This window comes from Desulfoconvexum algidum (assembly GCF_055382125.1).
This window is the reverse complement of record NZ_AP042394.1, coordinates 921,602-945,000: the sequence shown is the minus strand read 5'-3', so window position 1 is coordinate 945,000 and position 23,399 is coordinate 921,602. Positions and strand designations below refer to the sequence as shown.

Annotated in this window: 34 protein-coding genes; 1 reads left to right on the top strand and 33 read right to left on the bottom strand. The window is 43.4% G+C overall.

The window, feature by feature from the left end:
- Positions 1-93 precede the first annotated feature (93 nt).
- A complete protein-coding gene (locus tag ACZ45G_RS04330) occupies positions 94-2,829 on the top strand; it encodes a cache domain-containing protein (RefSeq protein ID WP_464175443.1) in 2,736 nt (911 codons plus the stop codon).
- Between the two features lie 86 nt (positions 2,830-2,915).
- Here ACZ45G_RS04330 and rplQ read toward each other — a convergent pair whose 3' ends face one another.
- The 33 genes from rplQ to rpoC form a co-directional block, all read right to left on the bottom strand.
- Positions 2,916-3,272, bottom strand: a complete 357-nt coding sequence (gene rplQ / locus ACZ45G_RS04325) for a 50S ribosomal protein L17 (protein ID WP_464175442.1) — start codon at positions 3,270-3,272, stop codon at positions 2,916-2,918.
- 5 nt (positions 3,273-3,277) lie between these two features.
- On the bottom strand, positions 3,278-4,300 hold the full coding sequence (locus tag ACZ45G_RS04320; RefSeq protein ID WP_464175441.1) for a DNA-directed RNA polymerase subunit alpha: 1,023 nt from the start codon (positions 4,298-4,300) through the stop codon (positions 3,278-3,280).
- 48 nt (positions 4,301-4,348) lie between these two features.
- Positions 4,349-4,975: a 30S ribosomal protein S4 gene (gene rpsD / locus ACZ45G_RS04315; RefSeq protein ID WP_464175440.1), complete on the bottom strand. Its 627-nt coding sequence runs from the start codon at positions 4,973-4,975 to the stop codon at positions 4,349-4,351.
- A 42-nt stretch (positions 4,976-5,017) separates the two neighbouring features.
- Positions 5,018-5,413 carry a 30S ribosomal protein S11 gene (gene rpsK / locus ACZ45G_RS04310; RefSeq protein WP_464175439.1) on the bottom strand — a complete coding sequence of 132 codons (396 nt, stop codon included), beginning with the start codon at positions 5,411-5,413 and terminating at the stop codon, positions 5,018-5,020.
- A gap of 24 nt (positions 5,414-5,437) precedes the next feature.
- The gene (rpsM, locus tag ACZ45G_RS04305) at positions 5,438-5,806 is read right to left on the bottom strand and encodes a 30S ribosomal protein S13 (protein WP_464175438.1); all 369 of its coding nucleotides are present in this window, start codon (positions 5,804-5,806) and stop codon (positions 5,438-5,440) included.
- Positions 5,807-5,818: 12 nt separating this feature from the next.
- Entirely contained in the window at positions 5,819-5,932 is a 114-nt protein-coding gene (gene rpmJ / locus ACZ45G_RS04300; protein ID WP_464175437.1) for a 50S ribosomal protein L36, read from the bottom strand.
- 60 nt (positions 5,933-5,992) lie between these two features.
- On the bottom strand, positions 5,993-6,211 hold the full coding sequence (gene infA, locus ACZ45G_RS04295; RefSeq protein ID WP_006963723.1) for a translation initiation factor IF-1: 219 nt from the start codon (positions 6,209-6,211) through the stop codon (positions 5,993-5,995).
- A gap of 38 nt (positions 6,212-6,249) precedes the next feature.
- Positions 6,250-7,569, bottom strand: a complete 1,320-nt coding sequence (secY, locus tag ACZ45G_RS04290; protein WP_464175436.1) for a preprotein translocase subunit SecY — start codon at positions 7,567-7,569, stop codon at positions 6,250-6,252.
- 49 nt (positions 7,570-7,618) lie between these two features.
- Complete coding sequence (gene rplO / locus ACZ45G_RS04285; RefSeq protein WP_464175435.1) at positions 7,619-8,053, bottom strand: 50S ribosomal protein L15; 435 nt, start codon at positions 8,051-8,053, stop codon at positions 7,619-7,621.
- Between the two features lies 1 nt (position 8,054).
- Positions 8,055-8,237 carry a 50S ribosomal protein L30 gene (gene rpmD / locus ACZ45G_RS04280; RefSeq protein WP_464175434.1) on the bottom strand — a complete coding sequence of 61 codons (183 nt, stop codon included), beginning with the start codon at positions 8,235-8,237 and terminating at the stop codon, positions 8,055-8,057.
- A gap of 11 nt (positions 8,238-8,248) precedes the next feature.
- Positions 8,249-8,728: a 30S ribosomal protein S5 gene (rpsE, locus tag ACZ45G_RS04275; RefSeq protein WP_464179867.1), complete on the bottom strand. Its 480-nt coding sequence runs from the start codon at positions 8,726-8,728 to the stop codon at positions 8,249-8,251.
- Between the two features lie 31 nt (positions 8,729-8,759).
- A complete protein-coding gene (gene rplR, locus ACZ45G_RS04270) occupies positions 8,760-9,128 on the bottom strand; it encodes a 50S ribosomal protein L18 (protein ID WP_464175433.1) in 369 nt (122 codons plus the stop codon).
- Positions 9,129-9,148: 20 nt separating this feature from the next.
- Positions 9,149-9,691, bottom strand: a complete 543-nt coding sequence (gene rplF, locus ACZ45G_RS04265; protein ID WP_464175432.1) for a 50S ribosomal protein L6 — start codon at positions 9,689-9,691, stop codon at positions 9,149-9,151.
- A 14-nt stretch (positions 9,692-9,705) separates the two neighbouring features.
- Positions 9,706-10,104: a 30S ribosomal protein S8 gene (gene rpsH / locus ACZ45G_RS04260; protein ID WP_464175431.1), complete on the bottom strand. Its 399-nt coding sequence runs from the start codon at positions 10,102-10,104 to the stop codon at positions 9,706-9,708.
- Between the two features lie 67 nt (positions 10,105-10,171).
- On the bottom strand, positions 10,172-10,357 hold the full coding sequence (locus ACZ45G_RS04255; RefSeq protein ID WP_464175429.1) for a type Z 30S ribosomal protein S14: 186 nt from the start codon (positions 10,355-10,357) through the stop codon (positions 10,172-10,174).
- Positions 10,358-10,376: 19 nt separating this feature from the next.
- Entirely contained in the window at positions 10,377-10,916 is a 540-nt protein-coding gene (rplE, locus tag ACZ45G_RS04250) for a 50S ribosomal protein L5 (protein ID WP_464175428.1), read from the bottom strand.
- A gap of 21 nt (positions 10,917-10,937) precedes the next feature.
- Positions 10,938-11,267: a 50S ribosomal protein L24 gene (gene rplX / locus ACZ45G_RS04245; RefSeq protein WP_464175426.1), complete on the bottom strand. Its 330-nt coding sequence runs from the start codon at positions 11,265-11,267 to the stop codon at positions 10,938-10,940.
- Positions 11,268-11,293: 26 nt separating this feature from the next.
- The gene (gene rplN / locus ACZ45G_RS04240; protein WP_464175425.1) at positions 11,294-11,662 is read right to left on the bottom strand and encodes a 50S ribosomal protein L14; all 369 of its coding nucleotides are present in this window, start codon (positions 11,660-11,662) and stop codon (positions 11,294-11,296) included.
- Positions 11,663-11,678: 16 nt separating this feature from the next.
- A complete protein-coding gene (gene rpsQ, locus ACZ45G_RS04235; protein ID WP_464175424.1) occupies positions 11,679-11,939 on the bottom strand; it encodes a 30S ribosomal protein S17 in 261 nt (86 codons plus the stop codon).
- 16 nt (positions 11,940-11,955) lie between these two features.
- Positions 11,956-12,153, bottom strand: coding sequence for a 50S ribosomal protein L29 (gene rpmC, locus ACZ45G_RS04230; protein WP_464175422.1), 198 nt, complete (start codon positions 12,151-12,153; stop codon positions 11,956-11,958).
- A gap of 2 nt (positions 12,154-12,155) precedes the next feature.
- Positions 12,156-12,566 carry a 50S ribosomal protein L16 gene (gene rplP / locus ACZ45G_RS04225; protein WP_464175421.1) on the bottom strand — a complete coding sequence of 137 codons (411 nt, stop codon included), beginning with the start codon at positions 12,564-12,566 and terminating at the stop codon, positions 12,156-12,158.
- 22 nt (positions 12,567-12,588) lie between these two features.
- Positions 12,589-13,242, bottom strand: a complete 654-nt coding sequence (gene rpsC / locus ACZ45G_RS04220) for a 30S ribosomal protein S3 (RefSeq protein WP_464175420.1) — start codon at positions 13,240-13,242, stop codon at positions 12,589-12,591.
- A 16-nt stretch (positions 13,243-13,258) separates the two neighbouring features.
- Positions 13,259-13,594 (bottom strand): 50S ribosomal protein L22, encoded by a 336-nt coding sequence (rplV, locus tag ACZ45G_RS04215; protein WP_464175419.1) that lies wholly within the window; start codon positions 13,592-13,594, stop codon positions 13,259-13,261.
- A 33-nt stretch (positions 13,595-13,627) separates the two neighbouring features.
- Entirely contained in the window at positions 13,628-13,906 is a 279-nt protein-coding gene (rpsS, locus tag ACZ45G_RS04210) for a 30S ribosomal protein S19 (RefSeq protein ID WP_464175418.1), read from the bottom strand.
- 13 nt (positions 13,907-13,919) lie between these two features.
- Complete coding sequence (gene rplB / locus ACZ45G_RS04205; protein WP_464175417.1) at positions 13,920-14,753, bottom strand: 50S ribosomal protein L2; 834 nt, start codon at positions 14,751-14,753, stop codon at positions 13,920-13,922.
- A 12-nt stretch (positions 14,754-14,765) separates the two neighbouring features.
- Positions 14,766-15,053 (bottom strand): 50S ribosomal protein L23, encoded by a 288-nt coding sequence (gene rplW, locus ACZ45G_RS04200; RefSeq protein ID WP_464175416.1) that lies wholly within the window; start codon positions 15,051-15,053, stop codon positions 14,766-14,768.
- Positions 15,054-15,055: 2 nt separating this feature from the next.
- Complete coding sequence (gene rplD, locus ACZ45G_RS04195; RefSeq protein ID WP_464175415.1) at positions 15,056-15,676, bottom strand: 50S ribosomal protein L4; 621 nt, start codon at positions 15,674-15,676, stop codon at positions 15,056-15,058.
- Positions 15,677-15,799: 123 nt separating this feature from the next.
- Positions 15,800-16,432 carry a 50S ribosomal protein L3 gene (gene rplC / locus ACZ45G_RS04190; protein WP_464179865.1) on the bottom strand — a complete coding sequence of 211 codons (633 nt, stop codon included), beginning with the start codon at positions 16,430-16,432 and terminating at the stop codon, positions 15,800-15,802.
- A gap of 17 nt (positions 16,433-16,449) precedes the next feature.
- Positions 16,450-16,758, bottom strand: coding sequence for a 30S ribosomal protein S10 (gene rpsJ, locus ACZ45G_RS04185; RefSeq protein WP_413831741.1), 309 nt, complete (start codon positions 16,756-16,758; stop codon positions 16,450-16,452).
- A gap of 15 nt (positions 16,759-16,773) precedes the next feature.
- On the bottom strand, positions 16,774-17,967 hold the full coding sequence (tuf, locus tag ACZ45G_RS04180; protein ID WP_464175414.1) for an elongation factor Tu: 1,194 nt from the start codon (positions 17,965-17,967) through the stop codon (positions 16,774-16,776).
- A gap of 48 nt (positions 17,968-18,015) precedes the next feature.
- Complete coding sequence (gene rpsG, locus ACZ45G_RS04175; RefSeq protein ID WP_464175413.1) at positions 18,016-18,483, bottom strand: 30S ribosomal protein S7; 468 nt, start codon at positions 18,481-18,483, stop codon at positions 18,016-18,018.
- 49 nt (positions 18,484-18,532) lie between these two features.
- Positions 18,533-18,904 (bottom strand): 30S ribosomal protein S12, encoded by a 372-nt coding sequence (gene rpsL / locus ACZ45G_RS04170; RefSeq protein WP_041279619.1) that lies wholly within the window; start codon positions 18,902-18,904, stop codon positions 18,533-18,535.
- 105 nt (positions 18,905-19,009) lie between these two features.
- Positions 19,010-23,389 carry a DNA-directed RNA polymerase subunit beta' gene (rpoC, locus tag ACZ45G_RS04165; RefSeq protein WP_464175412.1) on the bottom strand — a complete coding sequence of 1,460 codons (4,380 nt, stop codon included), beginning with the start codon at positions 23,387-23,389 and terminating at the stop codon, positions 19,010-19,012.
- Positions 23,390-23,399: the final 10 nt, after the last annotated feature.

The window sequence follows — 23,399 nt, the reverse complement described above, 5'->3', positions numbered from 1 at the left end:
TCGCAATGATTATGAAAATGCGGTATATAATACCTTAAAATTGGCCATAATAAGAATAGTTTGGACCCTTTGATATGCAATTGCCCATGGTATATGTTATTTAAACAATTCAAATTCAGGAACAAACTGCTGGCATCATTTTTAGCAGTCTTTGTACCGCTGATTCTTATCGGAAGTACCATTGCCTACCTCCAGACAAAAAAAATCCTGGAAACCAGCATTGAAAATAAACTGAGTCAGACTACCACTTCTTTGACAAACCTGATCCAGACCTCGGCAAATATCTCCATTCAAAACCGGTTGCGGGCCATTGCCGAGAAAAACCTGGATATTGCCGAATATTATTATAGCAAACACCGGTCTGGTTTGATAACTCGTGAACAAGCCATTCACACCATTGAAGAAATTTTTCTAAACCAATCCATTGGAATCAGCGGATATATTTATTGTTTGAACAGCAAGGGTATAATAATCATCCATCCCGATGACAAGGTAAAGGGGACCAATGTTTCAAATTTCGATTTTGTGAAGCAACAATTAAAAACCAAGGAAGGATACCTGGAATACAACTGGAAAAATCCAGGGGAATCCCAAGTTAAAGCCAAAGCCCTGTACATGGTCTATTTTAAGCCCCTTGACTGGATTATTGGCGTTTCCTCCTACCGGAGTGAATTCAAGCATCTGGTGGATCTAAAAGATTTCAGGACGGAGATTCTTTCTTTCAAGTCCGGAAAAAGTGGATATGCCTTTGTAATGGATATAACCGGTAAGGCGCTTATCCACCCGAGTCTCCAGGGAACAAATTTATTTAAGCACTCCGATAAGGCCAAACAAATCCTAGGCCAAATCATTAAGCAAAAAAATGGAAAACTCCGGTATACCTGGCAAAACTCCAATGAACCATCGCCCAGGGAAAAAATTGTTCTTTTCAAATATCTGCCGGAATTCAACTGGATTATTGCCTCCACAAGCTATGAAGATGAAGTATATTCACCCTTACAGACATTTAAAACCTTCGTTATGGCAGTACTGGCAATCATGTTATTTTTTTGCGTTATTCTAACCTTTTTTATCAGCCGATCGGTCACCAAACCCCTGGACAAACTAATTCAAAAATTGGAAGCCGGAAGCCAGGGTGATTTTTCAGGGAGGATGGAATATGAATCCCCGGATGAATTGGGGAAAGTATCCAGCCATTTTAACGCCTTCATGGACCGCCTGGAAAATTACCATGAACAACTTAATGATGAAATTCAAAAGACCCATAATACCCAGGCAGCACTGGTGGAAAATGAGCTCAAGCTTCGGGGGCTTTTTAACCAGTCATTCCAATATACCGGTATTCTATCTCCCAGTGGTATCCTTGAAGAAGTCAATCAAAGTGCCCTTGATTTTGCCGGATGTACTGAAAGCGACGTCCTATATAAACCCTTTTGGGAAACCCTCTGGTGGCGCCATGATCCCAACAGTCAAAAAGGGATACAAGATGCAATCCAAAGGGCCATTAAAGGGGAATTGGTCAGAATGGAAACAACGAATACAAATGGAAGCGGTGACATCAAAGATGTTGATGTCACCGTAAAGCCCGTATTTAATACTGCCAAACAGGTCGAATTCATCATTGTAGAAGGTCGGGATATCACAAATCTGAAACAGGCGGAATTTGAAAAACGGCACCTGGCGGTACAGCTTGAAAAATCCCAGAAAATGGAAGCAATGGGGACCCTGGCCGGTGGCATTGCCCATGATTTTAATAATATTCTCTCGAGCATTTTCGGTTATAGCCAATTGGCGGAAATGACCCTTGATACCCCTGAAAAAACAAAAAGACATATTGACCAAATCGTAAAAGGCGCCCAGCGCGCAGCAGACTTGGTCCAACAAATTCTAACCTTCAGCCGCCAGACAGAATTTAAAAAACATCCTTTAAAAATCCATCTGGTAATAAAAGAAACCCTTCAATTGTTAAGATCTTCCATTCCAACCACCATTGATATTCAGGTAAATATTTTATCAAAATCAATGATTATGGCCGATCCTACACAAATGCACCAGGTCATCATGAATTTGTGCACCAATGCCTACCATTCCATGCTTGAAACCGGCGGAAATTTAATGGTTCAATTGGAGGAAATTGATATCGCCCAACGCGATGATCAACCGGTGAGTTTACCAAAACCTTGTCCCTATTTAAAGATGACTGTAAAAGATACAGGCCAGGGTATGGATCGAAACACCCTGGAAAAAGCATTCGATCCCTATTTCACCACCAAAGAAGTGGGAAGGGGAACTGGTTTCGGCCTGGCCTTGGTCCGTGCCATTATTGAAGAACATGAAGGTGTCATCCATGTGGAAAGCCAACCGGGAATTGGCTCCACTTTTTCACTCTATCTGCCGGTTGTTGAAAGGAAACCAGCAACGCAACAAAGAGTGAACAGAATGGGTGACCCCAGGGGAGGAAAGGAAACCATCATGGTGGTGGATGATGATGAAGATATCCGAGCACTGACAACAGATCTGCTTGAACGTTTCGGTTACACCGTTCATTCCTTTAAAAATGGTGAGGAGGCCCTTGTTCACTTTAAGCTCAATCCAGACCAATTTGATCTAATCATTACAGATATGACCATGCCCCGGATGACGGGATATACACTTGCAAAAGAGGTCCTTCAAATCCGGAAAGGAATGCCGATCATTTTGTGTACCGGCTATAGTGAAACCATTTCTAAAACCAATGCCCTGGAAATGGGTATTCGTCGATACCTTGAAAAACCATTGCAAAACAAGGATCTTTTATTCAACATCCGGGAAGTTCTGGACGCTGAGTAAAACGGGTTCACCATAAAAAAATCCCTGGTAAAATCGACCTGCCTAAGATCGGTCTACCAGGGATGTTTTAGTCTAAACGAGCGAGATCAATCTAAGATCAATTCAATCTGGACCATGGAAGCGACATCGCCTTTTCGGGGTCCAAGCTTCGTAATTCTTGTATAACCACCCTGTCTTGAATCAAACTTCTCTGCAACTTCATTAAATAGCGTATGAACAACATCGGATTCCTGAATATATGCCAAGGCTTGTCTTCTGGCATGTAAATCACCTCTTTTTGCCAGGGTGATCATTTTGTCCGCAATGGATCGCAGTCCTTTTGCTTTGGCTTCCGTGGTTTTAATGCTACTGTGTTTGAACAGAGAAGTTACCATGTTTCTAAACATAGCCTTTCTATGGCTGGAGGTTCTGTTCAGTTTTAATACAGATTTTCTATGTTTCATGGAATTTACTCTCCTTCCTGAATGTTCTCATCTTCTGGCGGGTCAAATCCTTCAAGATCCATGCCCAGGGAAAGCTCCATGGTATGCAGGACTTCTTTAATTTCGTTCAAGGATTTTCTACCAAAATTCTTGGTTTTAAGCATTTCACCGTCAGTTTTTTGAACCAGTTGATAAATGGTATGAATCCTGGCATTTTTCAGGCAATTGGAGCTTCTGACAGACAACTCCAGTTCATCCACTGATCGATAAATATTTTCGTTAAATCCCCGGTCTGCATCATCGGCATTGTCTTCCACATCATCGGGTTCCATCTCCTCATCAAAATTGATGAAGGGATTCATTTGTTCCTTAAGAATTTTAGCACCAAAGGCAACGGAATCGTCGGGTGTTACACTGCCGTCTGTCCAGACTTCCAGAGTCAACTTGTCATAATCGGTTTTCTGGCCGATCCTAGAGGTACCCACCACATATTTAACCCGTTTAATGGGCGCAAATACGGAGTCGATGGGGATTGTACCAATGGGGGCATCGTCGTCTTTATTTACCGATGCCAAGGCATACCCCTTACCGGTTTTTACAACCATCGTCATGTTCAGCACACCATTTTTTGATAATGTGGCAATATGCTGTTCGGGATTAAGAATTTCAACTCTGCCGTCGGGACTGATAATATCAGCACCGGTCACACTGCCTTCACCCTTTGCCTGGAGGGTCAGAATTTTATCTTCCGTGTCGTCGACCATCAACTTCAACTCTTTCAAGTTTAAAATGATCTCGGAAACATCTTCCCGAACATCCGATATAACACTATATTCATGAAGGGCATCATCAAATTTCACAGATACAATGGCAGCGCCGTAGATAGATGACAAAATGATTCGTCGCAGAGAGTTACCAATTGTAATACCATATCCTCTTTCAAGGGGTTCGCATACAAATTTTCCGTATGTTGAAGTAGTGGTAACATCAAGCTTTTCCGGCTTGATCATCTCTCGCCAGTTTACATATGCTAGTTTTTCAGATGACATTTAAATCTCCTGAATAAATATTTGGATAGACCATATAGAATGATGACCCTATTTTGAATATAGCTCAACGATCAATTGTTCCTGAATCGGAAGAGTAATGTCCTCTCGCGTGGGAATGCCAACAATCTGACCTTTGAAAGTATCTTTATTAATTTCCAACCACGATGGAACACCTCTTCTTACAATAGCATCCAGAGAGTCCGAAATAGCCTGAACCTTACGACTTTTTTCACGCAACTCTATGACATCACCTTTTTTAACCTGATAGGAAGGGATATTCACTTTTTTCCCATTTACGGTAAAATGGTTATGACGGACAAAATGTCTTCCCTGATTCCTGGAATTCACAAACCCCAGTCTAAAAACAGTATTGTCCATACGGGTTTCGAGAAGGCTTAACAGATTTGTACCCGTGATACCTTTAATTCGATCCGCCCGTTTAAATGTAATTCTGAATTGTTTTTCAGAAATCCCATAAATTCGGCGAACCTTTTGTTTTTCCCTAAGCTGCATTCCATAATCAGACTGTTTACTTCTTCTCTGACCATGTTGCCCCGGCGGATAACCTCTTCTATCATAACTGCATTTATCTGAAAAACAACGGTCGCCCTTCAGAAAAAGCTTCATATTCTCTCGTCTGCATTGACGGCAAACAGAACCTGTATATCTTGCCAACGTTCTCCTCCTTTATAACTCCAAGAGCTTAATTCTAATATTTTATACTCTTCTTCTTTTTGGCGGACGGCATCCATTATGGGGAACCGGTGTAACATCCTTGATCATTGAAATATTGAATCCAAGTGCATGGAGCGCTCTTAAAGCGGATTCTCTTCCAGGTCCAGGACCTTTTACATAGACGCCAATATTTTTAAGCCCGTGCTCCATTGCCTTTGCACCCGCATCTTCAGCCACAAGTTTTGCAGCAAAAGGGGTACTTTTCCTGGAACCCTTAAAACCCTGAACACCGGCGCTGGACCATGATATGGTGTTGCCGTTTTCATCGGCAATGGTGACGATGGTGTTGTTAAAGGTAGACTGAATATGCACAATACCTGTGGAAATATTCTTTCTAACCCGTTTTTTGGTTACAGCTTTTTTAGTCTTTTTTGCCATAATTAATTTACCTTTTGTATTATACTACTTTTTCTTTTTAACTGCTGCTCGTTTGGGACCTTTTCGAGTCCTGGCATTTGTACTGGTCCGCTGACCATGACAGGGGAGACCTCGTCTGTGGCGCAATCCTCTATAACATCCAAGATCCATCAGCCGCTTGATATTCATGGAAACTTCGGACCTGAGCTCACCTTCAACCTTGAATTCTGAATCAATGACTTTTCTGATTTCGTTGACTTGAACTTCTGTCAGGTCATTTGCTTTTATTGTTGGATCAATCCCTGTTTTTTCAAGTATCAGTTTTGATCTGCTGCCTCCGATACCATAAATATAGGTCAAGGCGATCCATGCGTGTTTATCTCTTGGTAAATCTACTCCTGCGATACGTGCCAAATTTCCTTCCCCCTATCCCTGACGTTGTTTATGGCGTTTGTTTATACAAATGACTCTGATGACACCTTTTCTTTTAATCACTTTGCAATCTCTACAAATTTTTTTAACAGATGCTCTTACTTTCATCTATTTACTCCTAATCTTTATTTATATTTCTTATCAATTTAATATATATTTGAAAAAAAATTATTTAAATCTATATGTAATTCTGCCACGGCTTAAATCATATGGTGATATTTCAACCGTCACCCTGTCCCCGGGTAGAATCTTTATAAAATGCATTCTCATTTTCCCGGAAATATGGGCCAACAAAACATGTTTGTTTTCCAACTCAACTTTGAACATGGCATTGGGCAATGTTTCTAATACTTTCCCGTCAACTTTGATGGGTTCTTCTTTTGCCATAATCTTATTTCATCTCCTATTGGTTTAGAATGGTTTATTTAAGATCTACCCTTGACACGTTTTGCCCCGGATCTTCCCATAAAGCCATCGTAATTACCAGATATCAAATGGGACTCTATCTGGGAAATGGTATCAATGGATACCCCGACAACAATCAAGAGAGCCGTGCCGCCAAAATAAAAGGGTACATTAAATTTATTCATGAGCATGGTCGGCAGAACACATACGGCAGAGACATAGAGAGCCCCACCAACAGTAATTCTTGTCAACACTTTATCAATGTACTCAGAGGTCTTTTTCCCCGGCCTGATACCGGGAATATATCCCCCATTCTTTTTCATATTATCCGCCACATCGTCTGGATTAAACTGAACTGCTGTATAAAAAAAGCAGAAAAAGACAATAAACCCGATGTATAAAAGATAATACCAGATGGTACCAGGGCTGAACATGGCTGCAACGGTCTGCATTGCCGGGATATTTATAAATTGGGCCAAGGTTGTCGGAAACATGATGATAGAAGAGGCAAAAATCGGCGGTATGACACCGGCGGTGTTAATCTTCAAAGGAAGATGAGATGTTTGTCCTCCATACATCTTCCGACCCACCACCCGTTTTGCATAATGAACCGGTATCCGACGCTGGGCCTGTTCCATATAAATGATACAGGCAACAACAGCTACCATCAGTACAATCAGGATAATCAGGGAGAAAAGGCCCATCTCACCGGTACTCATCAGTCGAATCGTGTTTCCAAGGGCCGACGGCATATTTGCAACGATACCTGCAAATATAATCAAGGAGATACCGTTGCCGATACCCCGTTCGGTAATCTGCTCCCCCAGCCACATGATAAATGCGGTACCAGCAGTCAGGGTGATAATGGTTACCAAACGAAATCCCCAACCCGGATAGGGCACTATGGCAACGCCTGCAGGAGAGCTCATGGCTTCTAATCCAACACTGATCCCAAACCCCTGAATAATACTGAGAACAACGGTTCCATAACGGGTATATTGTGTCTTCTTTTTCCGTCCCGCATCCCCTTCTTTTTTTAATTGTTCAAGATGGGGGACCACCACGGTCATCAATTCTAAAATAATAGAAGAACTGATATAAGGCATTATCCCCAGGGCGAATATGGAAAGTCTTTCCAAAGCCCCCCCGGAAAACATATTAAACATTGAGAATAAGGTCCCAGATGCAGCGGCAAAAAAGGACGACAATGCGGCCCCATCAATCCCGGGTGTCGGCACATGGACACCGACACGATACACAAACAACAATGCAAGTGTAACCAATAGTTTCCGTTTGAGATCAGGAAGTTTAAACAAATTCTGGTAGCTGTTCTCGATCATCTGTAATATATCCTTAGATCACTTTGATATCAATTATTCGAGCCATAACTTATTCTATGCTGCCGCCGGCAGATTCGATCTTTTCTTTAGCCGTTTTGGAGACAAGAATATCCTTTAGAGAAAATTTCTTTTGTGTGTCACCATTACCGAGAAGTTTTGCCCCGTCCACTTTGCCTTTAACCAGCCCGACCTGTCTTAGAGCGTCCATATCAATGGCTGCCCCATCATCAAATCTATCCAGATCTTTAATATTTAAAACAGCAAATTGCTTTTTAAATATATTGGTAAAGCCTCTTTTGGGAAGTCGACGATAAATTGGCATCTGACCGCCTTCAAACCCGGGTCTAACACTCCCACCGGAACGGGCCTTCAGGCCCTTATGTCCTCTGGTAGAAGTCTTGCCCATTCCAGAACCCGGTCCTCGACCCACTCGTTTACTTTTTTTTCTGCTGCCGGGAGCAGGTGCTAAATCATGAAGCTGCATATTACACCTCCTCTACTTTCACAAGGTGTGAAACCTTGTTTATCTGCCCAATAATGACAGGATCATTGGCGTGCTCAACTGTATGATGCATCCGTCTGATGCCAAGAGAACGAATGATTCGTCCTTGTACCGCCGGACGACCTATGGTACTTTTTATCTGTGTGATTTTCAGTTTCTTAGTCATTGCAAACCTCTTTATATATCTTCAGGTCTAAGACCTCGTCTTCTGGCAACTTCTTCCTTAGAACAAAGGGACTGGAGACCAGCCATGGTTGCTCTGACAATATTTTGAGTGTTATGGGTACCGATACATTTGGTCAAAATGTCTGTAACGCCCACAGCTTCGAGCACCGCACGGATACCGCCACCGGCAATCAATCCTGTTCCAGGTGAAGCAGGCTTCAAAAGTACCCGACCGGCACCAGCATGGCCCACAACCTCAAAGGGTACGGTGCCGTTTAGAAGAGAAATTTTAACCATATTCCGTTTGGCTTTCTCCATGCCTTTTTTGATGGCTTCAGGAACCTCTTTTGCTTTTCCAAGACCGTAACCAACGCTGCCTTCACCATCTCCAACCACGACCAAAGCGCTAAAGGTAAAATTTCTACCACCTTTTACAACTTTTGCAACACGGTTGATTCTAACAACCTTATCTATTAAACCACTATCTTCCATCTGTTGTCTTGCCAAGGGTCTTCCTCCTTAATTAGAATAGCAAACCGGCTTCGCGGGCCGCGTCTGAAAGCGCTTTGATTCGACCATGATAAAGAAAACCGTTCCTGTCCAGAACCACTTTTGTAATTCCTTTATCAACGGCTCTTTTGCCGATAAGGTTTCCAACCGCCTTTGCAATTTCCTGTTTTTTGCCGGTCACAGGATTTTTTTTGTATTCTTTATCCAGAGTAGATGCTGAAACAAGCGTTATCCCTTGCGTATCATCAACGATCTGTGCATAAATATGGTTTGCAGTTCTGAAAACACTCATTCTTGGTCTATCCTGATTTCCAAAAATATTCTTTCTGATTCGTTTTTTTCTTTTAAGCCTTGATACAAGCCTTGGTGATGTATTTCCCATAATCTTTAGTTTCCCACCTATTAGTCTTTACCAGCAGTCTTACCAGCTTTTCTGATAATTCTTTCATCCGAATACATGATTCCTTTGCCCTTGTAAGGTTCGGGAGGTCTTATCCGCCTGATGTTTGCTGCTGCCTGGCCAAGAAGTTCTTTATCGATACCGGACAGAGTAATTTCTGTGTTTTTCTCAACATTGGCAGAAATTCCGTCTGGAAGATCAAAATTAACAGGGTTTGAATATCCTACATTGAGGACTAGCTTCTTTCCACTTGTTTCGGCACGATATCCGATACCGGAAAGAAGAAGTTTCTTTTCATAACCTGTGGTAACACCCGTCACCATATTGAAAATCAGAGATCTGAAAAGCCCCTGAAGCGCCATTTTTTTCTTATCGTTGAGATCTGTTTTAACGTTTAAAACGTTCTCATTAATTTCTATATCAATTGCCGGGTGCAATTTTCGATCAAGCTGGCCTTTGGGTCCCTTAACATTGATCATGTCTCCATCAAGGGTAATTACGACCTTATCTGGAAGCTGAACCGGCTGTTTTCCTATTCTAGACATATTCTACTCCTGTCTTACCATACGTTACAAAGAATTTCACCGCCGACGTTCGCTTCGATAGCCTGTTTGTCCGTCATCAACCCCTTGGAAGTTGAAACGATGGAGATACCCAGACCGTTTAAAACCGGCTTAATCTGTTTTGCCTTGTTGTAAACCCTGCAAGAAGGTTTACTCACTCTGTCAATGCCATAAATTGTGGGTTTGCCATCAGAAACATATTTTAAATAGACACGTAGGACACCCTGTGTCTCATTTTCAAGGAATTTATAATCTTTGATATATCCTTGTTCTTTAAGCACCCGCACCAGTTCCACTTTGATCGTTGATCCGGGGATATCCACTTTAGCAAGACTTGCTTTTCCACCATTTCTTATGCTAGTCAGCATGTCTGCAATTGGATCACTAATTGCCATTTTTAAATCTCCTTAAAATCCACTGGTATTATAATTTAATAATAAATTTGATTCGAAATTGTTTTTTTTACCAACTTGATTTGGTAACACCGGGTAGTTTGCCTTCAGAAGCAAGTGTCCGGAAACAAATTCTGCAAATACCAGCTTTTCTGATAAATCCTCTTGGTCTACCGCATAAGGGGCATCTGTTATATGCACGAACAGCAAACTTTGGTGTTCTTCCCGCCTTTGCGATTAAAGATTTTTTAGCCAAGCTTTCCTCCTTAAGAACCTTAGTTTTTGAAGGGCATTCCCATGAGTTTCAGGAAAACCTTACCTTCTTCATCTGTTTTAGCTGTGGTAACAACTGTAATATTAAGACCTTTAATACTTTCGGTCTTATCATAGTCAATTTCCGGAAATATGATGTGCTCAGTGATACCCATGGAAAAATTACCACGGCCATCAAAGGATTTCCCGGATATCCCTCTAAAATCCCTCACACGAGGGAGTGCGATATTAACAAGTCTGTCAAGAAAATCGAACATTTTCCCCCGGCGCAGAGTTACCTTGCATCCAATGGGAAGATCCGCCCGCAGTTTGAAGTTAGCAATGGGTTTTTTCGCCCTTGTAACAACCGTTTTCTGGCCGGCAATCATTGTCAGTTCCTGGGCAGCAACTTCAACAATTTTTGGATTTCTAACTGCTTCGCCCAGTCCCATGTTCAATACGATTTTCTCAAGCTTTGGGACCTGTAATTCATTTGCGTAATTAAAGGTTTCCCGAAGCTTGGGAACAACTTCGTTAATATATTTTTCCTTAAGAGTGGTCATTTATTCTCTCCGCCTTTGGTCTTAAGAATCTATCTGCTGGTTGCATTTTTTGCAGATTCTGACCCGTTTACCATCTTCCAGTTGTTTGATTCCAATCCGAGTAGCTTTTACACAGGAATTACACATGACCATAAGATTGGACACATTGATGGGCATGGTTTTATCAACGATACCCCCCTGTGGATTTGCCTGTGTAGGCCTCTGATGGACTTTCACAACGTTAATGTTTTCAACAACAACGCGGTTGGTTTTTTTGACAACTTTCAATACTTTCCCGATCTTGCCTTTGTCTTTTCCGGTCAGTACCTTAACCTTGTCATCTTTTTTAATTCTTATTTTTGCAGCTTCCATCGATTTTTCTCCAAGTAACCCGAAAATTAAAGTACGTCAGGAGCAAGAGAGACTATTTTCATAAATCTTTTAGCCCTTAATTCTCTTGCAACCGGACCAAAGATACGGGTGCCTATCGGTTCATTATTTTTACTTAAAATTACAGCAGAGTTGTCATCAAATCTGATGGACGACCCATCCGGTCTGGATATCTCTTTTTTGGTTCTTACTATAACCGCCTGGACAACGTCTCCCTTGCTAACCTTTGCATTGGGAATGGCTTCTTTAACAGAAACAACAATGATGTCTCCAATGCTGGCGTATCTTCTTTTGGATCCGCCTAAAACTTTGATGCAATACAGTTCCTTTGCGCCGGAGTTATCTGCCACAGTAAGTCTGCTTTCGGTCTGAATCATTTCACAACTCCTTTAGCTAAACCGCTTTTTTAACGATTTCGGTTACCCGGAAACGTTTAAGCTTACTCAACGGCCTGGTCTCGATGATTTTCACTTCATCACCAATCCTGCACTCATTTATTTCATCGTGAGCATGGTATTTTTTATACCGTTTAATGAACTTTTTATAAACTTTATGCTGAACAAATCTTTCAACCTGAACAACCACTGATTTATCCATCTTATCCGATACAATCAGCCCCATGAGCTCTTTTTTATTATTTTGAATATTTTCCATATCTATAACTCTTACATTAAATAATGTTTAAATTCATTTCTTTTGATATTGTATAGAGTCTGGCAATATCTTTTTTGACATTTGAAAGGGTTGCTGTGTTCTCAAGCTGTCCAACATCATTTTGGAAACGAAGGTTGAACAATTCTTTTTTGAGCTCAACAAGCTTTTCTTTAACCTGATCCGCACCCATTTCTCTTATCTCGGCAAGTTTCATCTTTATTTACTCCTCTCCACAAATCGTGTTTTGATGGAAAGTTTTCTTGCAGCAAGCCGCATGGCCTCTTTTGCCATGTCTCTTGGGATTCCTTCCATTTCATAAAGGATCTTGCCGGGTTTGATTCTTGCCACCCAGGCGTCTGTTGCTCCTTTACCTTTACCCATCCTAACCTCTGCAGGTTTTTTTGTAACAGGATGATCAGGAAAAAACCGGATCCAGCTTTTACCAGCTCTCTTTGCATGTCTGGTCATTGCAACCCTGGCCGCTTCAATTTGTCTTGCATTTATATAACCGCATTCCACAGCCTGGAGACCGTAATCTCCAAAACTCAAGGTGTTTCCCCTTGTGGGAACCCCTTTGGTTCTGCCCCGGAATTCTTTACGGTATTTTACATTTTTTGGACTAAGCATTTGCTTTTTCTCCTAATCGCCTCTATTTTGTCGCCAAAGCCTTTTCACCAGGACGCAACACCTCACCTTTAAAAACAAAGGTCTTGATGCCAATGAGCCCGTAAGTGGTCTTCGCTTCGATAAAGCCGTAATCCACGTCTGCCCGCAATGTATGCAGGGGGATACGTCCTTCTTTGTACCATTCGGTTCTTGCCATTTCAGCTCCGCCCAAACGGCCCGAGCAGATAATTTTAATTCCCTTGGCACCAAATCTCATGGCAGTGGAAACGCTTCGTTTCATTGCCCGTCGGAATGCGATCCGTTTTTCCAATTGCTGGGCAATATTCTCAGCCACAAGTTGCGCATCAATTTCAGGTCTTCTAACCTCTTTGATGTCAATAAGAACAGCTGGTTCGATCATATTTTCAAGCTCTTTTTTGAGCAATGCGATTTCAGACCCTTTTTTACCGATAATGATACCCGGTCTTGCGGCAAACACCCGCAGTCTGATCTGTTTTGAAAAACGCTCGATTTCTATTTTTGATATGCCGGCATGGTAGAGTTTCTTTTTAAGGAATTTTCTTACCTTAAAATCTTCTTCAACAAAAGAAGCATACTCTTTGTCTGCATACCATCTAGAATCCCATGTCCTGATGATGCCTAATCTTAATCCGGTAGGATGTACTTTCTGGCCCAAGCCTGTTCCTCCTTATTTAAACAGTTTCGCTGACGATAACTGTTACATGACTGGTTCGTTTCAAAATTCGACTGGCTCTTCCCCTGGCCCGCGGCCGAAACCGTTTCATGGTAGCGCCCTGATCGACATAAATATTTTTTACAACCAGTTTGTCCACGTCCAGGCTGTTATTGTGCTCGGCATTGGCAATTGCTGACTGCAATGTTTTATAAATTATTCCGGCAGCTTTAACCGGCATAAATTTTAGGATGGTCAGCGCTTGGCCCGCGTTTTTACCCTTGACTTCACTGATCGGCAACCGAAGCTTAAGTGCTGAAGTCCTTGTATGTCTTGTAGTTGCTTGTACTTCCATATCAATAGTGTCCTTTAATCATGCTCGATAAGATTACCTTTTTTTAGATCTCTTATCTCCGGCATGACCCCAAAATGTTCTTGTAGGTGAAAATTCACCAAGCTTATGACCGACCATATTTTCAGAAACAAAAACAGGAATGAATTTTCTTCCGTTATGGACGGCAAAGGTAATACCTACCATTTCAGGGAAAATGGTTGATCTTCTAGACCAGGTTTTAATGACTTTGTTGGTTTTAACCTTGTTTGCCTCAAGTACTTTTTTCAAAAGTTCAGAAGCGATATAAGGTCCTTTTTTTAATGATCTTGGCATAATTATTCACCTATTACTTTCTCTTAGCCCTTCTTTTAACAATATACCGATCCGTTCTGGCATTATTCCTGGTCCGTTTACCTTTTGTGGGAACACCCCAAGGAGTACAGGGTTGTCGGCCACCGGATGATCGGCCTTCGCCGCCACCCATTGGATGATCCACCGGGTTCATGGCAACACCACGGACAGAGGGGCGTTTGCCCATCCATCTGGAACGGCCCGCTTTACCGATACTCACATCTCCATGTTTTTCATTGCCGACCCTGCCGATGGTAGCTTTGCACTTCACATGGATCAAGCGAACTTCGCCCGAGGGTAACAACACCTGGGCGTAAGTACCTTCCTTGGCCATGAGTCTTGCATATCCACCGGCACTTCGGACAATCTGTCCACCCTTATTTTCCTTGAGTTCGATATTATGAATCCGGGTACCAGTAGGGATATTTTCAAGTGGCATACAATTGCCTGGTTTGATATCCGCTTCAGGTCCCGTTTCCAGAACATCACCCACCTTGATTTCCAAGGGTGCCAGAATATATCTTTTTTCTCCATCGGCATAGACCAGGAGTGCGATTCGGGCACTTCTGTTGGGGTCATATTCAATGGCAGATACCTTGGCAGGGATTCCGTCCTTGTCCCGCTTAAAATCGATGATACGATATTTCTTTTTTGCCCCGCCACCCCTGTGCTTACTGGTAATTCTTCCGTAGCAATTTCGACCAGCTCGCTTATTAACACTTTTGGTTAGCGATCGTTCAGGTTTTGTTTTCGTAATTTCTTCAAAAGAAAGGTATTCCTGAGCACGCCTACCGGGAGATGTCGGTTTTGTCTTGATTATTGTTGACATATATATACCTCTTTAAACACCTTCAAAAAAATCAATTCGTTGTCCTGGCATTAGTGTGACAATGGCTTTTTTCCAGTCTTTCTTTTTGCCAAGAATCTTACCGCGCTGTTTCACCTTACCTTTGACTTGAATCGTTCTGATCTGTTTCACTTTGGTATTAAAGTTTTTTTCAACAGCATCTTTGATTTCAACCCGGTTGGCTCTTTTATCAACTTTAAAAGTAAGCTGGTTGTTTAATTCTTTTTGAAGGGTTGTTTTTTCTGTAACAAGCGGCCCTCTAATGATATCATATTCTTTCATAATTAGCTTAACCTCCCTTCAATGTTCTTGATGGTTGATTCAACCAGCAGAAGGTTTTTAAACTTTAGAATATCATAGACATTCAGGCCCGCTGTTTTGATCACTTTGATATCGGGTATATTTCTTGATGACAACGCAAGGTTTATATCTTCTGAATCTGATACAATAAGAAGATCCTCAAGATTGAGCGTCGCTAAAACCTCGGACAACGCCTTGGTTTTAACCGCTTCAAGTTTAAAATCATCGATAACATAAAGTGTTTTATCCGTCAGTTTACAAGTTAGGGCCATTTTCAGAGCCAGACTGCGCACTTTTTTTGGCACCTTATAAGCAAAGGATCGCGGGGATGGACCAAAGATAACACCTCCACCTTTTCTCAGGGGAGACTTCACACTACCGGCACGTGCATTTCCGGTTCCTTTTTGCCTGAATAGCTTTTTCGTACTACCCTTAACCATCGCCCTTGTCTTAGACGCAGCTGTCCCCTCTCGTTTTGCAGCGAGCTGGGATCTAACTACTTCATGAAGAACGCTTGTCTTTACGGGTATATTGAATATCTCATCAATAAGCTCTGCTTCAGACACTTTATTACCTGCACTGTTTAATACATCGACAGCAGCCATATTCTTCCTCTTAATTTTTGATCAGCTATGCATCACTGCGAATTGCTTGCAATACCCATAGCCGCTTTTGTTTTCTATGTACGGTTGTCTTTTTAGGACCGACCTACACTATACTGTGTATTTTTACTTTTTTTTGTCAGTCTTATGCACTTCGATGATACCTGTTTTACAGCCAGGCACGGGGCCTTTGACCAGCAACAGGTTTTCGTCATGCCGAATATCTACAATGGTAAGATTTTTCATGGTCTTTTTATCAACGCCCATGTGCCCCGGCATTTTCTTGCCCTTAATGACCTTACCTGGCCAGGCACTATTACCGATGGAACCAGGGGCTCGATGGTTTCTACAACCATGGGTTTCAGGTCCACGGCTAAATCCATGCCGCTTAATGGTTCCCTGGAAACCGCGTCCCTTTGAGATACCAGATACATTTACCACATCACCCACGGAAAAGATATCTATTCCTACGGTCATGCCCGCTTTCATTTCTTCCACGTTATCGGATCTGAACTCTCTAAGAACCTTGAATCCCTTATCTCCAGCTTTTTTCAAATGACCTGCGACAGGCTTGTTCAACTTTTCAATGGGTTTTTCATCATACCCAAGCTGAAGCGCTGTATACCCGTCGGTTTCAATATTCTTAACCTGGGTAATCACACATGGTCCGACCTGTAATACCGTAACAGGAACGAGTTTTCCTTCTGCGGAAAACACATTGGTCATCCCGATTTTTCTTCCAAGAATTGCGCTCATAATTTGTTCCTGTTATTGAACTACAATTTAATTTCCACATCAACGCCGGGCGATAGATCCAATTTCATCAAGGCATCAACAGTCTGTTGAGTCGGCTCGAGAATATCCATCATCCGCTTGTGGGTTCTGATTTCAAACTGCTCCCGTGATTTTTTATTCACATGGGGAGACCGCAGTACCGTAAATTTGTTGATTCTGGTTGGAAGGGGTACCGGCCCCACTATTTTGGCGCCGGTTTTCCTAGCCGTATCAACTATATCTACCGATGACTGATCAAGCAACTTATGATCATAGGCCTTAAGCCTGATCCGTATTTTAGTTTTCAACATTATAATAGCTCTTTCTTATTCAACAATTTCACCGATAACGCCGGCGCCGACAGTACGTCCACCCTCTCTAATGGCAAACCTAAGTCCTTTTTCCATTGCAATGGGATTTATCAGCTCAACATTAATATTTGCATTGTCCCCTGGCATGATCATTTCAACGCCTTCATCAAGGGTCAAAACACCCGTGATATCAGTTGTTCTGAAAAAGAACTGGGGTCTATATCCACTGAAAAACGGTGTATGACGGCCACCCTCTTCTTTGCTCAGTGCATACATTTCAGCTTTAAATTTTGTATGGGGATTGATGGTGCCGGGCTTAGCAACAACCTGACCTCTTTCAACCTGATCCCTCTTGGTACCACGAAGCAAGAGGCCTACATTGTCGCCTGCCTGGCCTTCATCCAGAAGTTTTCTGAACATCTCAACACCAGTACAAACTGTTTTTTGAGTGTCTCTGATACCGACAATTTCAACTTCTTCTCCGGTCTTAACGACACCACGATCAATCCTGCCCGTAACAACCGTACCACGACCGGAGATACTGAACACATCCTCAATCGGCATCAGGAACGGTTTTGCAACATCCCTTTCCGGCTCGGCAACATAGGAATCCAAAACAGCGAGCAGTTCATGAATCGGTTTTGCGTCTTCGCTGTCAGTATCATCACTTTCAAGTGCCTTCAGAGCAGATCCTCTGATAATGGGCGTATCATCCCCGGGAAATTCATAGGTATCTAAAAGTTCCTGAAGCTCCATTTCTACCAGCTCAATGAGTTCTTCATCATCGACCATGTCACATTTGTTCAAAAAGACAACAATCGAAGGAACCCCAACCTGGCGAGCAAGAAGGATATGCTCACGAGTCTGGGGCATGGGGCCATCATCGGCGCTCACAACCAGAATCGCACCATCCATCTGGGCAGCCCCTGTAATCATATTTTTGATATAATCAGCATGGCCCGGGCAATCCACGTGGGCATAATGCCGGTTAGCCGTCTCATATTCAACATGGGCCGTTGCGATGGTAATACCGCGCTCTCTTTCTTCAGGCGCCTTGTCGATCTCATCAAACGGAACAAAGGTACCGCCACCCTTCAAAGCAGCATGTTTAGTGATTGCTGCAGTAAGCGTCGTCTTACCATGGTCAATATGGCCGATTGTCCCTATGTTCACATGCGGCTTGTTCCGCTCAAATTTTTCTTTAGCCATCTTCTTTACTCCTCCTGTGAATTGTTTTCAGGATATTTTAAAAAATATTTAGAACCGAAAGTGGGCAAATGCCTTGTTAGCCTCTGCCATCTTGTGTGTATCCTCTCTCTTCTTGACTGCTCCGCCCCGTTTGTTGTATGCATCCAGCAACTCAGAAGCCAGTTTATTTGCATACCCTTTTTCGGACCGTTTACGGCTGAAGTTAATCAGCCAGCGAAACGCAAGAGCTGTCTGCCTGCTGGGCTTAATATCCGTAGGCACTTGATACGTGGACCCACCGATTCTTCTTGACTTCACCTCAACAGAAGGCCTGATATTATCAATTGCCTTTTTAAATATATCCAGTGCCGGCTCACCGATCTTCTCCTGGGTCATTGACAATGCTTCAGTCACCACCCTGCGGGCTGCGTTTTTCTTTCCTTGCTTCATAACGCAGTTCACAAATCTCGCAGCAAGCTTTTCTTCCTGCGTGGCATCCTTCGTTAGGTTTTCTATACTAATTTCTTTTTCTGCCATTTGTCATATCCACCAATATTATCTATTAAAACTTCCAATGCATACACGGCTATTTTGGCCGCTTGGCTCCATATTTGGAACGACCCTGTCTTCTGTCGTCAACGCCCAGAGTATCGAGTGCCCCCCTGACGATATGATAACGAACGCCGGGTAAATCCTTTACCCTGCCACCCCTTACCAGAACAACTGAATGCTCCTGCAGGTTATGACCCATGCCCGGAATATATGCAGCGACTTCCATACCGGTTGTCAAACGTACCCTTGCCACTTTTCTCAAAGCAGAGTTAGGTTTTTTCGGAGTTGACGTATACACTCTGGTACACACACCGCGTTTTTGAGGTCCACCCTTAAGTGCAGGTGTGCTAACCTTTTTTTCTGCTTTTTTCCTACCTTTTCTAACCAACTGATTTATGGTCGGCATAACTTTCCCAACGCTCCTTATCAATGTAATACATCGTCATATACGACAAAATATTCAATTTTACTTTCACTCCACAAAAATGTCAAGGTTTTTTTATTATCACCTCTAAACCTCTGCCACCTCACCAAACCCAACTTCAACGTTCTGATACCCCTTAAACCCTGTACCGGCCGGGATAAGTCTCCCCATTACCACATTTTCCTTTAACCCCTTAAGGCTGTCATACTTACCTTCGATGGAAGCAAGGGTCAACACCTTAGTGGTTTCCTGGAAAGAAGCAGCAGACAAAAAGCTATCCGTTGACAAAGAGGCTTTTGTAATACCCAGGATCAAGGGTTCACCCTTTGCAGGCTCCCCACCGCTCATGGCCACTTCACGGTTCTTTTCTTCAAAGAAAATCCGATCCACCTGCTCGTCGGGAATAAAATTGGTATCCCCGGTACTGATAATCTTGACCCGTCTGGTCATCTGCCGGATCACAACTTCAATATGCTTGTCGTTGATTCGAACACCCTGAAGTCGGTAAACTTCCTGGACCTCATCCACCAGATATTTGGCAAGGGCTACCTCGCCTTTAATATTCATGATATCCTGGGGATTGGCAGAGCCTGCAATCAACGGATCGCCTGCCTTGACATAATCACCGTCATAAACAGTTACATGCTGCCCCTTGGGGACGGAGTATTCTTTCTTTTCTCCAATATCAGTCGGGGTAACGGTTACTTTCTGACGCCCTTTGGTACCCTTGGAAACCAATACATATCCATCAATCTCGGTCAGCATCCCGGGATCCTTTGGTTTTCTGACCTCAAAGAGCTCAGCTACCCGTGGAAGACCACCGGTGATATCCTTGGTTTTAGTGGTCGCCCTTGGCAGCTTGGCAATAATTTCACCCGCCATGATATTGTCGTCTTCTTCCACCGTCAAAATTGCATTCACCGGCAAATAATAGCGTGCCACCTTTTTTCCATCATCCAGCTTGACGGCTTTACCCTCTTTGTCCCGGAGGGTAATTCTCGGACGAATCTCAGAGTCTTTCCCCTCAATAATGGTCCGGCTTACCTTACCCGTAACCGGATCTATCTGTTCTTGAACCGTATTGCCCACCTCGATGTCGGAGAACCGAACCCGTCCGGTCACCTCGGTAATAATCGGCGTGGTAAAGGGGTCCCAGGTAGCAATAACATCCCCGGGATCAATTTTTTGACCATCCTTGGCATGAAGCGTTGCACCATAGATTACGTTTTCTTTTGCAAGCTCACGGCCTTCCAGTCCAACGATGCTGATACCGCACCCCTTACGATTCATAACAATCACTTGATTCTCTGAAGAAGTTACGGTGTGAACATCCTCATTGAATTTGAGCACACCGCCGACCCGGGCTTTAATTTCAGCAACCTCGACCTTTCTGGATGCGGTACCCCCAATATGGAAAGTACGCATGGTGAGCTGGGTACCCGGCTCACCAATGGACTGGGCAGCAACAATACCAATGGCCTGTCCAATTTCAACGGTGACACCATGGGCAAGATCTCGACCATAACATTTGGAACAAACGCCATTCCGGGAATTGCAGGTTAAAACCGACCGGATCTTGACCTTTTGGACACCGGCCTTTTCAATTGCCACAACATCGGCCTCACTGAGCTCGGTATCCACCCCAACAATAAATTCATCGGTATAGGGGTCCACAATATCTTCCTGGGTAACCCTTCCCAGGATTCTTTCCCCCAGGGTCTGGATGATCTCCCCCCCTTCGTAGAGGGACTCAACCTCGATTCCATTAATGGTACCGCAATCTGTCTCGACGATGGTGCAATCTTGTCCCACATCAGCAAGACGCCGGGTCAGATATCCAGAGTTGGCTGTTTTAAGCGCTGTATCGGCAAGCCCCTTACGGGCACCATGTGTGGAAATAAAATACTGGAGAACTGAAAGACCTTCTCTAAAACAAGCGGTAATGGGATTTTCAATAATCTCACCGGAAGGTTTGGCCATCAACCCACGCATACCCGCCAGCTGGCGCATCTGATCCTTGGAACCACGAGCCCCGGAATCTGCCATTATATAAACGGCATTCAATACCTCAGAGGTTTCAGGTTCTTCGCATCCGGTCGGGTTTTTCATGACTTCCATCATGGCATTGGCAATATCGTCCGTGGCCTGGGCCCAGATATCAACTACCTTATTATATTTCTCACCCTGGGTAATCAATCCTTCTGAATACTGGTCTTTTATATCTTCAATATTTTTTTCCGCCTTGCCGATGAGTTCCCATTTTTGATCGGGAATAATCATATCATCGATGCAGATGGACAATCCACCCAGCGCGGAATGTTTGTAACCAATATCCTTGAGCCTGTCGGAAAGGACAACCGTTTCCTTGAGCCCGATATTTCTATAGGCATAATCGATGAGCTTAACAACGGAAGATTTGTCCATAAGCTTGTTTACCAGCTCAAAGGGCAGTGTTGTTTTACGCTTGTCCACCTTAAAAATAGTGTACTTATCTCCCACCATTCGAACATCGGTGAACTGATCTTTTTTCAGGCCGAACAATTGTTCGACCACAACGTCGGATACCTGGAAAAGGTTTTTAAATTCCTTGCGGGTCAGTATACCGGTTTCACCCCGGCTCTTTTTAATTTCATCATCGGAATATTTTTTTAAAACAGTATCAAAGGTTTTACCTGCTTTTAACTCGGCCAGAGCGGCCTCACAGGTTTCCATTGAATCGGTTCGTATCCGGCTTAAAGCGAGAAGGGTATCCCCGGGAATGGTTTCCCACAAAAGGATTCGACCGGTGGTGGTCTCATAGATTTCATCATCAATTCTAACCTTAATTTGCGCATGCAATGCCAACTCACCGGCATCATAGGCATAACTCACTTCATCAATGCTGGAAAAGCTGATCCCGGCACCTTTTTGGTCCCTTACCGCCCGGGTCATATAATAGATACCCAGTACGATATCCTGGGTGGGGACAATGATGGGCTGTCCATTGGCAGGAGACAAAATATTATTGGTGGAGAGCATCATTATCCTGGCTTCAAGAACCGCTTCCAGGGAGAGCGGCACATGAACCGCCATCTGATCCCCATCAAAATCCGCATTAAAAGCAGGACAGACAAGGGGGTGAAGCTGGATGGCCTTGCCCTCTATCAATACCGGTTCAAATGCCTGGAACCCAAGTCTATGGAGGGTTGGTGCCCGGTTAAGCATAACAGGATATTCTTTGACAACCGATTCCAATGCGTCCCAGACCTCTGGTTCCTCACGTTCCACCATTTTTTTGGCACTTTTAACCGTGGAGACCAGTCCTTTTTGTTCCAGATAATTATAAATAAAGGGTTTAAACAATTCCAGGGCCATTTTCTTGGGAATCCCGCACTGGTGAAGTCTAAGCTCAGATCCTACCGTAATAACGGTACGTCCGGAATAATCAACCCGTTTACCCAAAAGGTTCTGACGGAATCGGCCTTGTTTTCCCTTCAAGGTATCGCTCAAGGATTTGAGCGGCCGTTTATTGGTCCCGGTGACCACCCGTCCATGCCGGCCATTGTCGAACAACACATCAACAGATTCCTGGAGCATGCGTTTTTCGTTGCGGACAATAATATCAGGCGCATTCAGGTCTACCAGGCGTTTAAGCCGGTTATTCCGGTTCAACACCCTGCGATAAAGGTCATTCAAATCAGAGGTGGCAAACCGCCCCCCCTCCAATGGCACAAGGGGTCTTAAATCGGGTGGCAAAATCGGGCAGGCCGTCAGAATCATCCGGGTGGGTTCTATGCCGGAATTTAAAAAGGCGTCCACCACCTTCATCCGTTTGGACATCTTCTGCTGCTTAGCAACAGATTTTGTCAAACTGATTTCCTCTTTGAGCATATCATGGGTGGCCTGAAGATCAATCTCCCCCAGCAGCTTGAGGATGGCTTCAGCGCCTATTCCGGCCTCAAACTCCTCACCAAAGGCTTCAAGGGCCTCATAATACTGATCATCGGAAAGAAGCTGCATTTTTTTAAGACCCGTATCCTTGGGATCCAGAACCAGATAGGAATCAAAATACAACACTTTTTCAAGATTCTTCAGGGTCAAATCCAGCACATTGCCAATCTTGCTGGGCAGGCTTTTCAGGAACCAGATATGGGAGACAGGAGAGGCAAGTTCAATATGGGCCATCCGCTCTCTTCTGACCTTGGATTGAATTACTTCAACCCCGCATTTTTCACAGACAACACCCCTGTGCTTCATGCGTTTGTATTTACCACAATTACATTCGTAGTCTTTTGTAGGACCAAAAACCTTCGCACAGAACAAACCATCCCGTTCCGGTTTAAAAGTCCTGTAGTTTATTGTTTCAGGCTTTTTAATTTCCCCATGGGACCACTCTCTTATCTGGTCCGATGATGCAAGACTGATCTGTACGCCTTTATAAACCTTGGGATCTTTCGGTTTTGCGAAGAAATCATATATATTATCCAAATGTACTCTC

Bases quoted from the DNA above. Each gene is read 5' to 3' on its own strand.
- rpsH (WP_464175431.1), bottom strand. From the start codon at position 10,104: ATGGCAATTAGTGATCCAATTGCAGACATGCTGACTAGCATAAGAAAT.
- ACZ45G_RS04320 (WP_464175441.1), bottom strand. From the start codon at position 4,300: ATGTCATCTGAAAAACTAGCATATGTAAACTGGCGAGAGATGATCAAG.
- rplN (WP_464175425.1), bottom strand. From the start codon at position 11,662: ATGATTCAGACCGAAAGCAGACTTACTGTGGCAGATAACTCCGGCGCA.
- rpsL (WP_041279619.1), bottom strand. From the start codon at position 18,904: ATGCCGACCATAAATCAGTTGGTTAGAAAAGGTAGGAAAAAAGCAGAA.
- rplD (WP_464175415.1), bottom strand. From the start codon at position 15,676: ATGGCTGCTGTCGATGTATTAAACAGTGCAGGTAATAAAGTGTCTGAA.
- rpsG (WP_464175413.1), bottom strand. From the start codon at position 18,483: ATGGCAGAAAAAGAAATTAGTATAGAAAACCTAACGAAGGATGCCACG.
- rplE (WP_464175428.1), bottom strand. From the start codon at position 10,916: ATGACCACTCTTAAGGAAAAATATATTAACGAAGTTGTTCCCAAGCTT.
- rpsE (WP_464179867.1), bottom strand. From the start codon at position 8,728: ATGGAAGATAGTGGTTTAATAGATAAGGTTGTTAGAATCAACCGTGTT.
- rpsK (WP_464175439.1), bottom strand. From the start codon at position 5,413: ATGGCAAAAAAGACTAAAAAAGCTGTAACCAAAAAACGGGTTAGAAAG.
- rplV (WP_464175419.1), bottom strand. From the start codon at position 13,594: ATGGAAGTACAAGCAACTACAAGACATACAAGGACTTCAGCACTTAAG.
- rpsS (WP_464175418.1), bottom strand. From the start codon at position 13,906: ATGCCAAGATCATTAAAAAAAGGACCTTATATCGCTTCTGAACTTTTG.
- rplB (WP_464175417.1), bottom strand. From the start codon at position 14,753: ATGTCAACAATAATCAAGACAAAACCGACATCTCCCGGTAGGCGTGCT.
- rplF (WP_464175432.1), bottom strand. From the start codon at position 9,691: ATGTCTAGAATAGGAAAACAGCCGGTTCAGCTTCCAGATAAGGTCGTA.
- rpmJ (WP_464175437.1), bottom strand. From the start codon at position 5,932: ATGAAAGTAAGAGCATCTGTTAAAAAAATTTGTAGAGATTGCAAAGTG.
- secY (WP_464175436.1), bottom strand. From the start codon at position 7,569: ATGATCGAGAACAGCTACCAGAATTTGTTTAAACTTCCTGATCTCAAA.
- rplP (WP_464175421.1), bottom strand. From the start codon at position 12,566: ATGCTTAGTCCAAAAAATGTAAAATACCGTAAAGAATTCCGGGGCAGA.
- rplW (WP_464175416.1), bottom strand. From the start codon at position 15,053: ATGAAAGAATATGATATCATTAGAGGGCCGCTTGTTACAGAAAAAACA.
- ACZ45G_RS04330 (WP_464175443.1), top strand. From the start codon at position 94: ATGTTATTTAAACAATTCAAATTCAGGAACAAACTGCTGGCATCATTT.
- infA (WP_006963723.1), bottom strand. From the start codon at position 6,211: ATGGCAAAAGAAGAACCCATCAAAGTTGACGGGAAAGTATTAGAAACA.
- rplX (WP_464175426.1), bottom strand. From the start codon at position 11,267: ATGGAAGCTGCAAAAATAAGAATTAAAAAAGATGACAAGGTTAAGGTA.
- rpmC (WP_464175422.1), bottom strand. From the start codon at position 12,153: ATGAAACTTGCCGAGATAAGAGAAATGGGTGCGGATCAGGTTAAAGAA.
- rpsQ (WP_464175424.1), bottom strand. From the start codon at position 11,939: ATGGAAAATATTCAAAATAATAAAAAAGAGCTCATGGGGCTGATTGTA.
- rplO (WP_464175435.1), bottom strand. From the start codon at position 8,053: ATGCAGCTTCATGATTTAGCACCTGCTCCCGGCAGCAGAAAAAAAAGT.
- rpmD (WP_464175434.1), bottom strand. From the start codon at position 8,237: ATGACTAAGAAACTGAAAATCACACAGATAAAAAGTACCATAGGTCGT.
- rpsJ (WP_413831741.1), bottom strand. From the start codon at position 16,758: ATGTTGAAAACTAAAATACGGATCAGGCTTAAGGCCTATGATCATAAG.
- rplR (WP_464175433.1), bottom strand. From the start codon at position 9,128: ATGGGAAATACATCACCAAGGCTTGTATCAAGGCTTAAAAGAAAAAAA.
- tuf (WP_464175414.1), bottom strand. From the start codon at position 17,967: ATGGCTAAAGAAAAATTTGAGCGGAACAAGCCGCATGTGAACATAGGG.
- rplQ (WP_464175442.1), bottom strand. From the start codon at position 3,272: ATGAAACATAGAAAATCTGTATTAAAACTGAACAGAACCTCCAGCCAT.